Annotated in this window: 9 protein-coding genes and 1 pseudogene; 3 read left to right on the top strand and 7 right to left on the bottom strand. The window is 63.0% G+C overall.

The window, feature by feature from the left end:
- Positions 1-290: pseudogene (locus tag H8A92_RS18085) on the bottom strand (AGE family epimerase/isomerase); the annotation flags it as partial.
- A 107-nt stretch (positions 291-397) separates the two neighbouring features.
- On the opposite strand from H8A92_RS18085, the gene H8A92_RS18080 reads away from it, so the two are divergent.
- Positions 398-1,621 (top strand): phenylacetate--CoA ligase family protein, encoded by a 1,224-nt coding sequence (locus tag H8A92_RS18080; RefSeq protein ID WP_229197027.1) that lies wholly within the window; start codon positions 398-400, stop codon positions 1,619-1,621.
- 103 nt (positions 1,622-1,724) lie between these two features.
- Positions 1,725-2,252 (top strand): HAD family hydrolase, encoded by a 528-nt coding sequence (locus H8A92_RS18075; protein WP_229197026.1) that lies wholly within the window; start codon positions 1,725-1,727, stop codon positions 2,250-2,252.
- 31 nt (positions 2,253-2,283) lie between these two features.
- Here H8A92_RS18075 and H8A92_RS18070 read toward each other — a convergent pair whose 3' ends face one another.
- Genes H8A92_RS18070 through H8A92_RS18060 form a run of 3 tightly spaced genes read right to left on the bottom strand, consistent with a single transcriptional unit; the run spans position 2,284 to position 4,917 of the window.
- Positions 2,284-3,381 carry a DegT/DnrJ/EryC1/StrS family aminotransferase gene (locus H8A92_RS18070; protein WP_229197025.1) on the bottom strand — a complete coding sequence of 366 codons (1,098 nt, stop codon included), beginning with the start codon at positions 3,379-3,381 and terminating at the stop codon, positions 2,284-2,286.
- A gap of 10 nt (positions 3,382-3,391) precedes the next feature.
- Positions 3,392-3,859, bottom strand: coding sequence for an acyltransferase (locus H8A92_RS18065; RefSeq protein WP_229183894.1), 468 nt, complete (start codon positions 3,857-3,859; stop codon positions 3,392-3,394).
- Positions 3,856-4,917: a Gfo/Idh/MocA family protein gene (locus H8A92_RS18060; RefSeq protein ID WP_229183893.1), complete on the bottom strand. Its 1,062-nt coding sequence runs from the start codon at positions 4,915-4,917 to the stop codon at positions 3,856-3,858. Before H8A92_RS18060 ends, H8A92_RS18065 begins: the two co-directional genes overlap by 4 nt.
- A gap of 234 nt (positions 4,918-5,151) precedes the next feature.
- On the opposite strand from H8A92_RS18060, the gene H8A92_RS18055 reads away from it, so the two are divergent.
- Positions 5,152-6,633 carry a hypothetical protein gene (locus tag H8A92_RS18055; protein ID WP_229197024.1) on the top strand — a complete coding sequence of 494 codons (1,482 nt, stop codon included), beginning with the start codon at positions 5,152-5,154 and terminating at the stop codon, positions 6,631-6,633.
- A gap of 71 nt (positions 6,634-6,704) precedes the next feature.
- Here H8A92_RS18055 and H8A92_RS18050 read toward each other — a convergent pair whose 3' ends face one another.
- From H8A92_RS18050 to H8A92_RS18040, 3 genes are all read right to left on the bottom strand, one after another.
- Entirely contained in the window at positions 6,705-8,009 is a 1,305-nt protein-coding gene (locus tag H8A92_RS18050; protein ID WP_229197023.1) for a nucleotide sugar dehydrogenase, read from the bottom strand.
- Positions 8,010-8,248: 239 nt separating this feature from the next.
- The gene (wecB, locus tag H8A92_RS18045) at positions 8,249-9,304 is read right to left on the bottom strand and encodes a non-hydrolyzing UDP-N-acetylglucosamine 2-epimerase (protein ID WP_274613399.1); all 1,056 of its coding nucleotides are present in this window, start codon (positions 9,302-9,304) and stop codon (positions 8,249-8,251) included.
- An 8-nt stretch (positions 9,305-9,312) separates the two neighbouring features.
- On the bottom strand, positions 9,313-10,224 hold the full coding sequence (locus tag H8A92_RS18040) for an NAD-dependent epimerase/dehydratase family protein (protein WP_229197022.1): 912 nt from the start codon (positions 10,222-10,224) through the stop codon (positions 9,313-9,315).
- Positions 10,225-10,227: the final 3 nt, after the last annotated feature.

The raw sequence follows: 10,227 nt of genomic DNA, 5'->3' as shown, positions 1-10,227 counted from the left end.
CTTGGCCAGCAGGAATTCCAGCCCCTTCAGCGCGACCGCGCGGCCGTCGGGATACCAGCCCAGCTGGCCGCCTTGGCGTAGCAATAGATCTGGCGGGCCTGCACCATGGTCCGGCGCGGCGCGGCGTGATCGGCTGTCCCATCCTGATGCAGCCGGTCGACAAAGCCGCCGGCGGTGCTGTCCCAGCCTGTGGTCGACCACAGCGGCAGCGCATGGTCGATGATGCGGTGCTTCAACCTCGCGACGACATCGGCGGCCCCGTCCGCCCCAACGCTCTCTGCCTCAGCCATCGTGCTTCCTGGAACCGTCCCAATGTCAGCGGTCACCGTCTGATAGCACGGGCGGACCGGCACGCAACCTGCGCACATCCTCTCAAGGACCTGCCAAAGGACCTGACATGACCGACCACTACGACGCCCTTGAAACGCGCGATCCGGCCGAGCGTGAGGCCGCCCTGCTCGCCCTGCTGCCGGAGGTGCTGCGCAAGGCGATGGCAGCGCCGGCCTACTCCAACCTGCTCAGGGGCATCGATCCCGCCTCCATCACCAGCCGGGAGGCCCTGGCGGGGCTGCCGGTGCTGCGCAAGTCGGAACTCCCTGCCCTGCACAAGGCCGCTCCACCGTTCGGCGGCTTCGTGGCCGACAAACCCGGCTCATTCGCCCGGCTGTTCACCTCGCCCGGACCGATCTTCGAGCCAGAAGGCCGCCAGGCGGACCCCTGGCGCGGCGCTCGGGCGCTGTTTGCGGCGGGCTTTCGCGAGGGGGATGTGGTGCTGAACACCTTCAGCTACCACCTGACCCCCGGCGGCTTCATCTTCGACGCGTCAGCGCGGGCGCTCGGCTGCGCGGTCATCCCGGCGGGCCCCGGCAACACCGAGCAACAGTTCGAGCTCATCGAGGCCTATCGCCCGGTCGGCTATAGCGGCACCCCTGATTTCCTGAAGATCCTGCTGGATGCGGCCGCCACCGGCGGCCGCGACGTCTCCTCGATCAAGCGCGCGCTGGTCTCCGGCGCCGCATTTCCGAAATCGTTGCAGGAGGAGATGAAGTCGCGCGGCGTCGAGGCCTATCAGGCCTTCGGCACCGCCGATCTCGGCCTGATCGCATTCGAGACGCCGGCGCGCGAGGGAATGACAGTCAATGAGGATTTGATCCTGGAGATCGTCAAGCCCGGCACCGGCGATCCCGTTGCGCCGGGTGACGTGGGCGAGATCGTGGTGACCTCACTCGATCCGCACCACCCCTGGATCCGCCTCGCCCTCGGCGATTTGACCGCGGCCCTGCCCGGTGCCAGCCGGTGCGGACGCACCAATATGCGTATCAAGGGCTGGATGGGCCGCGCCGACCAGACCACCAAGGTGAAGGGCATGTTCGTGCGCCCCGAGCAGATCGCGGAAATCGGCAAGCGCCATCCCGAGCTCGGACGGCTGCGCCTCGTCGTCACGCGTGCCGGCGAGGCCGACGCGATGACGCTGAGGGCCGAATGCGCTTCCGCGCCGGAGGCCCTGCTGAATGAAGTCGCGGCGACGCTGCGCGCCGTGACAAAACTTGGCGGAGCCGTCGAGCTGGTCGGGACCGGCTCGCTGCCGAATGACGGCAAGGTGATTGCGGACGAGCGATAAACGCAAAAGCACCCGGAGCGTGGTCGATCCGGATTTGTCGCGCGGGGCATTGTGAACTATTGAGCTAGTTCGTGCCTCGTGGAGACGGACGGATCACCAGCTCATGAACAACGTTTCAGGAAATCAGCCGCGACGACCGGCGGTTTTCTTCGATCGGGACGGCGTCCTGAACAGGGACATCGGCTACCTCTTCGAGAGCCACAGGCTGATCTGGATCGACGGCGCGCGCGAGGCCGTGAAGGCCGTCAACGAAATCGGCTATTTCGCGTTTGTCGTGACCAACCAGTCCGGCGTTGCAAGAGGCCTCTATGAGGAGTCCCACATCCAGCAGCTTCACGACTGGATGGCGGCTGAGCTCGGCAGGATCGGCGCACATATCGACGCCTTCGAATACTGCCCGTTCCATCCTGAGGGGACCGTGGAGCGATATCGGCAGGTCAGCCACCGCCGCAAGCCCTCGCCGGGCATGATCAACGATCTCCTGGAACGCTTTCCGGTCGACGTCGAGCGAAGCTTCCTGGTCGGCGACCAGCCGACCGATCTCGAGGCCGCGCGCGCAGCGGGCCTGAAAGGCCACCTGTTCACTGGCCCCAATCTGGAGCTGTTCCTGCGGCCTCTGCTGCGAGGCTAAGCCCGCGCCCGGCGCGAGCCCACGATCACGATCAGAACTTCCGAACCAGCTCGATCACTTCATCCTGCTGCTGGCGCGTGATCTCGGCGAACATCGGCAGCGAGAGGATCCGGCCCTGATCGCGATGGGCGTTGGGGAATTGCTCCGGCCGATGACCAAACCGGGCATAGGCCGGCAGGAACGGCAGCGCCGTCGGGTAATTGATCGCGGTCTGCACCCCATTGGCATTGAGGTGTGCGGCGAGCGCGTCGCGGCGCGGATGCCTGATCGTGTAGAGGTGATAGACGTGGCTGCGCGCCGGCGCGACCTCGGGCACCACGACGTCCTCGATCTGGTTGAGGCCGGCGTCGTAGACTTCGGCGGCGGCCTGCCGGGCCTCGGTCCAGGCGGCGAGATGCGGCAGCTTGGCCGAGAGGATCGCGGCCTGCATACCATCGAGCCGGCTGTTGATGCCCTCGATATGGTGCTGGTGCTTCACCAGCCCGCCATGGCGCGCCAGCATGGCCATCTGCTCCGCGAGCGCCGCATCGTTGGTGACGACCGCGCCGGCGTCGCCCATCGCGCCGAGATTCTTGCCGGGATAGAACGAATAGGTCGCGGCCTCGCCGAAGGTGCCGACCATGCGGCCCTTGTAACGCGCGAGATGGGCCTGCGCACAGTCCTCGATCACCCAGAGCTTGTGCTTCTGCGCGATCGCCATGATCGCGTCCATATCCGCGGGCTGGCCGTACAGATGCACCGGGATGATGCCGACCGTGCGCGGCGTGATCGCCGCCTCGATCGCGGCCGGATCGATCGTGAACGTCGCATCATCGGTATCGCAGAATACGACGGTGGCACCGGAATGGGTGATCATCGCCGCGGTCGAGATCCAGGAATGCGCTGTCGTGATCACCTCGTCGCCCGGCTGCACCTTCAGCGCGCGCATGGCGAGGTAAAGCGCGTCGGTGCCGTTGGCACAGGATACGCAGTGAGCGACCTCCGCAGCCGCCGCAAACTCGCGCTCGAAAACGTCGACATAGCCGCCGCGGATGAAGGCGTTGTCGCGGATCACACCGGCGATCGCCGCATCGATCTCGCCCTTGATCGACTGGTATTGCAGTTGCAGGTCGGCATACGGCACAACCATCGATGTTCCCCTATTGGCTCGCCAGCAGCCGGCGCGCCGGATTGCCGGCATAGGTGCCTGATGTCGTGATGTCCTTGGTCACCACAGATCCCGCACCGATGACGACATCGTCCGCGATCCTGACCGGCATGATCGTGGCATTGGAGCCGATCGACACACGATTGCCGATCACGGTCTCGCGCCACAGCTCCTTGCGTCCGCGCGCCGGGCCGCCGGTTGCGAACGTGTCGTTGACGAACATTACGCCGTGGCCGACGAAGCAATCGTCACCAATGGTGACGAGCTCGCAGACGAAGGCGTGCGACTGCACGCGGGTGCGCGCCCCGACGACCACGCCTTTCTGGATCTCGGTGAAAGGCCCGATGAAGCAGTCGTCACCGAGCTTGCAGCCATAGAGATTGCAGGGCTCGACGATCTTGACGCGCTCGCCGAACGCGACATCGCGCACGCTGGCCTGATGCACTTCCGGCCGATTCACGAAACGACACCCAATCGGCTCAAGCGCGGCGTGAAGCGCAGCGCAACTTCCTCACCGGTCTCGATCGACTCATAGAGGGCCGAGATCAGCTCCAGGCTCTTGCGGCCCTCGAGCCCGTCGACCAGCGCAGCGCGTTGGTTCTCCAGGCAATCGACCACGTGATGGTAGTAGGCCTGATGGCCGAAGCCGTAGACGTTGGGCGGGTTGACCGAGAACTTCTCCACCACGTCCTTGTCCGACGGCAGCTCGTTGACAAAGCGCCAGTGCCGGATCTGGTTGACCGCGAAGCCGGAAATCTCGACCGTGCCCTTCTCGCCGAGAATCGACAGCGAGCCCTCGAGATCGGTCGGACGCGCCGCGGTGGTCGCCTCGATAATCCCGAGCGCGCCGTTGCGAAACTTCAGCGTTGCGACGGCCGTATCCTCGGTTTCGATATTGGCCAGCGCCGTCGTCGCGCGCGCGTGCACGCTCACAACGTCGCCGAAGAACCACTCCAGCATGTCGACATGGTGGCTCGCCTGATTGGTCAGCACTCCGCCGTCATAGGCCCAGGTGCCGCGCCAATCGTCCTGGTCGTAATAGGCCTGATCCCGGCACCAGCGCACCCGGACCGTCCCCAGGATGAGCTTGCCGAAGCGGCCGGCATCGAGCGCCTCACGCGCCTTGACCACCGGCACGTTGAAGCGGTTCTGCTTGACGATGAACATCTTGATGCCTGCCTCGTCGCAGGCCCGGATCATGTCGTCGGCGTCCTGCAGACGCAGCGCCATCGGCTTCTCGACCACGACGTGCTTGCCGGCCCTGGCGCAGGCGATCACATGCGCGGGATGCAGTCCGCTCGGCGTCAGCACGGCAACCGCGTCGATATCCTTGCGCGCCAGGAACTCATCCATGTCGTAATGGGCCGGAACAGCGAACTTCCCGGCGACCGCATCAGCGCGCGCGCGGATCGGGTCGCAAACCGCGACCAGGCTCGCTCCCGCGATATGATTGCCACCCAGGAGATCGGAATGACGCTTGGCAATACGCCCGCACCCGAGCAGGCCAAATCTGATCATGCAACAGGCCCTGTCTTGTCTCGTGACCGGCCCTAGCAGCCGACCGAAAAACCGAGGGAACAAGCGGCCTTGCGAGCCGCACGATAGCGTTCCATTACCCAGAAAACCCGGGGTAAGGCAAGGCCGCGCGCCGATCAGGCGGCACGGTCCGCAGCGGATTTGCTGCCGGAGGCACGCGGCGCCGACCCATCGGAGGTGCAGGCGGCATTTGCGTCATTGGGCAACATTCATAGAATGAAACACAAGCATAATTCTTGTCGTCCTACCGGTGCCGTGCCATGCCATGCCCCTGTCGAACCCGATGACCATCAGCGAAGCAGTCCAGACGGAAAGCCCGACACGGCGGTAATGAGAATGAACGATCGCGTTATTCAGCTGGAGCCCGGTTTCGGTTGGCCCCAGGCCAGGCTCGGCATGCTCGCTTATGCCCACGTCGTGGTTTGCGCCGTTTCGTTGTATTGCATCACGATCACCAATTCCTTCCCGGGCATCATCGGTTTCGACAAGTCGCACCTGGCGGCGGCAATCCTGAATGTGGTGGCGTTCAGCCCGGTCGTGATCCTGTTCGCATTTGGGCGCTTCAGCTTTGGCTACCTCGTCGGCTTCTACTTCTACATCATGGTCCTGGGATATCTCTGGCTAGCCGAATTTTCATTGCTTGATTACGATCACCGCCTGGCGCTCGCCTCGATCGTGCTTTCGGCATTTGCGTTCCTCGTCCCCGCCCTGTTCGTCATCTCTCCAGTGCAGCAGGCCGTCGTGATGCCGGCACGCGCCTTTCACATGCTGCCTTCCGTCATCCTGATTGCCTCAGCCGCCATCGTCGGCATCGGCTCCCTCTATAATCTCCAGCTGGTCGGTCTCAGTGAGATGTACAAGTATCGCGCGGAGGCGGAGCTTCCGGGCTTCCTGCGATACGCCGTCTGGATCGCCTCAAACGCGCTGTTGCCGTTCGCCTTTGCCTGCTTCGTCGCCAGCAAGCGGTTCTGGCAGGCAGGGATCGCCCTGCTTCTGATGCTTTTGTTCTACCCGATCATGCTGACCAAGATGGCGCTGTTTGCTCCGGTCTGGCTGCTGTTTCTCGCGCTCATCTGCAAGCTGGCCGAGGCCAGGGTTGCAACGATCCTGTCGTTCTTCCTGCCTGTCCTGATCGGCACCATCTTGTTCCTCCTGGTCAAGGCCGAGGTGTTTCCACTCACCCCCGGACTGGTTTATTTCGGCACCGTCAACACCAGGATGGTCGCGATCCCGTCGCTCGCCCTTGAGGTTTATAACAACTATTTCTCAGCGCACCCGCTGACCCATTTCTGCCAGATCAACGCGCTGAAGGCCGTGGTTGCGTGCGCCTATAACGAGCCAATATGGGCCGTCATGGCCAAGGCCTACGATCTTGGCGCCTTCAATGCTTCGCTGTTCGCCACTGAAGGAGTTGCTTCGGTCGGCCTGGTGTTCGCTCCGCTGTCCGCGCTGGGCTGCGGCCTCATCATCGCCCTCGGCAATCGCCTGTCGGCCGGCTTGCCGTCGCAATTTGTGCTGCTATCCGCCGGACTTCTCCCCCAGGTTCTTCTCAACGTGCCGCTTTCGACGGCTTTGCTGACGAACGGCACCGGGCTGCTGTTCCTGCTCTGGTACATAGCGCCGCGGTCAGCCTTCGACCAGGTGTCGGCAGCGACAGCCGCTGAGAGCGGAAATCGACAAGCGGCGCGCGCCGACTAACGCGCCGCTCCAAACCCGCTCTCAGACCGGCTATCGGGCACGAGGGATGACCGGAGCGCTTACGCGATTGCCTAAGCGCGAATGATGTTGTCTGCCGGCTGAGGAAACTTGCCACGGCAATCGACCAGCAGCGGCGCGTGCGCGCCGAGCAGCTGATAGTCGAACTTGTCGTGGTCGGTCGCGAGCAGAACGCAATCGAAACGCCGCAGATTGTCCTCGGTGAGCGCGACACTCGACAGATCGAACGAATGCGCCCGCATCTTCGGGAATGCAGGGACGTGCGGATCGCTGTAGGACACCTTGGCGCCGAGATCACGAAGCCGTTCCATCAACGCCACCGACGGCGATTCGCGGACGTCGTCGACATTCTTCTTGTAGGCGATGCCGAGAACCAGGATCGAGCTGCCGCTGATCGACTTGTGCCTCTGATTGAGAGCCAGCGAGATCTTCGACACCACGTAATCCGGCATCGAGGAGTTGATCTCTCCGGCAAGTTCGATGAAGCGGGTGTGCATGCCGTACTCCCGCGCCTTCCACGTCAGATAGAACGGGTCGATTGGAATGCAGTGGCCGCCGATGCCCGGACCGGGGTAGTACGGAACAAACCCGAACGGCTTGGTCGCCGCCGCGCGGATCACCTCGTGAATGTCGATCCCCATCTTGTCGGCAACCATCTTCATCTCGTTGACGAGGCCGATGTTGACCGAGCGATGGATGTTCTCCAGCAGCTTCGTCAGCTCGGCGGCCTGGGTCGAGCTCACCGGAACGACCTTGTCGATCACCTGACGATAGAGCGCGATGCCGGCCTCGAGACATGCCGGCGTGCAGCCGCCGCAGACCTTCGGGATCGAACGCGTCGTGAAATTCTGGTTGCCGGGGTCTTCGCGTTCCGGCGAAAAGACGAGGAAGACGTCCTTGCCGACGGTGAAGCCGCACTTTTCGATGCGCGGTTTCAGCTCCTCCTCGGTCGTGCCGGGATAGGTGGTGCTTTCCAGCGACAGCACCATTCCCGGGTGAAGATACGGCAGCAGCGATTCCGTGGTGTTCAGCACGAAGCTGAGATCGGGCTCGCGGTACTTGTTGAGCGGCGTCGGCACGCAAAGGATCAGCGCATCGACCTCGCGCGCACGCGAGAAATCGGTCGTCGGCTCGAACCCAAGCTCCGTCGCATTCTTGATGCTGGCGCTCGAGATATGTTCGATATAAGAGCGGCTGGCGCGAAGCGCGTCGACCTTGGTCTGGTCGATGTCAAAGCCGATCACCTTGTAGCCGACCTCGCAATAGCGAAGCATCAGAGGCAGGCCGACATAGCCCAAACCGACGATGCCGATCTTGGCCGTTTTGTCGTTGAGCTTCGCGATCAATTCGGAATTCATTTCATCACTCGTACGGGGTTGTTACGGCCTGAAAAGCATCTATTTCGGTCTCTGATAGCGTCATAGCGGCAAAGCCACAACCCTGGAAGCCATACCGGAGCCTCGTCAGGCACCATGGCGCGCAGCCAAACGGGGCTATTATTGGCTATTTCGGCACACTATCCGCAGCGTCCGGTGTCGCGTGCCGGAAAGCCCGGAACACCATCTTCCGCGTTCAGTGTTGAGAGGCGGCAGCCTGATCAAATGCCCGGCGAGCTGCCGGAAATCAACAAGCGCGCGACGTCATAGGCGGCGCGACCCGTGCCATACTCGTCGATATCACGCCGAACGGCCTGCGCCGGCTGCTTCCAGAGCCGGTTCCACCCGTGCGTGATCGTCTCCGTCCACTCGGTCTCGTCACGCAATGTGATGCACGGGACGCGATGGAAATAGGCCTCCTTCTGCACCCCTCCGGAGTCCGTGTAGACTTCAACGGCGTTGTGCAGAAGCTTCGCCATATCGAGGTAACCCACGGGATCGATGACCCGCAAGCCGCCCAGACTGACCCCCATCGCCAGCGCAGCCTGTCGGGTGCGTGGGTGCAGCGGGAGGGCAACGGGAAATTTGCGCGACTGATCCTGCAGGAACTGCACGACTGCGAGAAGCTGCTGCCGATCCGCGGTGTTCTCCGCACGATGGATCGTCGCGAGCGCATATGTCTTCGGGGCCAGTCCGAGATTGCTCAAGATCGCCGAGCTCTTCTCTGCCTTGTCGGTCACGAACAGGGTCGCATCGTACATCACGTCCCCGACGTGATGGACGCCGGCCGTCACGCCTTCAGCAGCCAGATTGGTCACGGCGGTCGTCGTCGGACAGAGCTGCAGCGCGGAGAGATGGTCCGTCACGACCCGGTTGATCTCCTCCGGCATGCGGCGATTGAACGATCGCAGGCCCGCCTCGACATGCGCGACCGGAATATGCAGCTTCGACGCCGCGAGAGCACCGGCCAGCGTCGAATTGGTGTCGCCGTAGACGACGACCCAGTCGGGCTTTTCCTCGAGCAGGATCGGCTCGATCGCCATCAGCATGCGTCCCGTCATATCGCCATGGCCGCCGCCATTGATATCGAGATGATGTCGCGGCCTCGGAATGTCGAGCTCCTCGAAGAAGACATCTGACATGTTCGGGTCGAAATGCTGACCGGTATGCACCATCACTTCCGTGAGCCCATCGGTCTCCCGGATCGCACGGCTGACGGCCGCGGCTTTGATGAACTGCGGCCGGGCACCAACGATGGTCAGGATCTTCAGCGTCATGGGTTCTACTAGCGGTGTTGGGACTGAGCCAGACGGTGACCCGCTGCATTGACAGGGCTCGCGGAGATCGTCTTCTGAAGCCCTTCCTTGAACTGCACAAACCGCCGCAAGTCCAAGCGAGATGCAAGACGGCTCAGATCAGGAGCAATGTCGACGGAAGGAGTGTTCGGGTTCACGGTCTCGAATTTCGGTTCGAGGCCAAGCTGCTGACCTATCGTGTTCGCGATCTGCCGGATTGAGAGCGTCTCGGAGGCTGCCACGTTGAGCGTATCCGTCCACGACGAAGCAATACTGGCGAGGATGACTTCGACGATATCGTCGATGAAGGTGGGAGCGAGCCGAATCCCTTCCGTTCCGCCGGAGAGCTGGATCGCCTCGCCGTCCTGGATCCTGCGGACCAGCTGCGGAATGAGCCGATCACGCTGGCCCGGACCGTAGGGAAAGAACAATCTCAGAATGCTCAAGGAGAAAATACTAGAGAACGGCTTCGCAACGACTTCGGACGCAAACTTGCTCGCGCCGAGAAAACCGGGAGGCGCAAGGCCCGCATCCTCTCTCAGCGTTCCCGCGAACGGCTCGTAGACCGCCCCCGACGAAAGCAGGCAAAAGTGCTTGACCGACGCCCGCGCCGCCCAATCCAGCAGCCGCATTGTCATGCCGACGTTGACGTCAAACATCTCCAGCGAATCCGCGGGGAAATCGCGGTAGCGGCGCGATTGAGCGCCATGAACGACAACATCGATCGTCTTGGGAAAGTCGGCAGCTTCGATCGAAGCCGCTCCATCCCAAACCACTTTCGTTCCGAAGGCGACCGACGTTCCCGGCCGGCAGACGCTGAACAACTCATGCCCCTCGGCCACCAACCGGGGACCGAGAGCAGAGCCGACGAAACCGCTACAGCCCGTCAATAATATCCGCATGCC

The sequence above is a fragment of the Bradyrhizobium acaciae genome (genome assembly GCF_020889785.1).
GTDB classification, from domain to species: Bacteria; Pseudomonadota; Alphaproteobacteria; order Rhizobiales; family Xanthobacteraceae; genus Bradyrhizobium; species Bradyrhizobium acaciae.
This window is presented reverse-complemented; position numbering and strand designations above follow the sequence as displayed.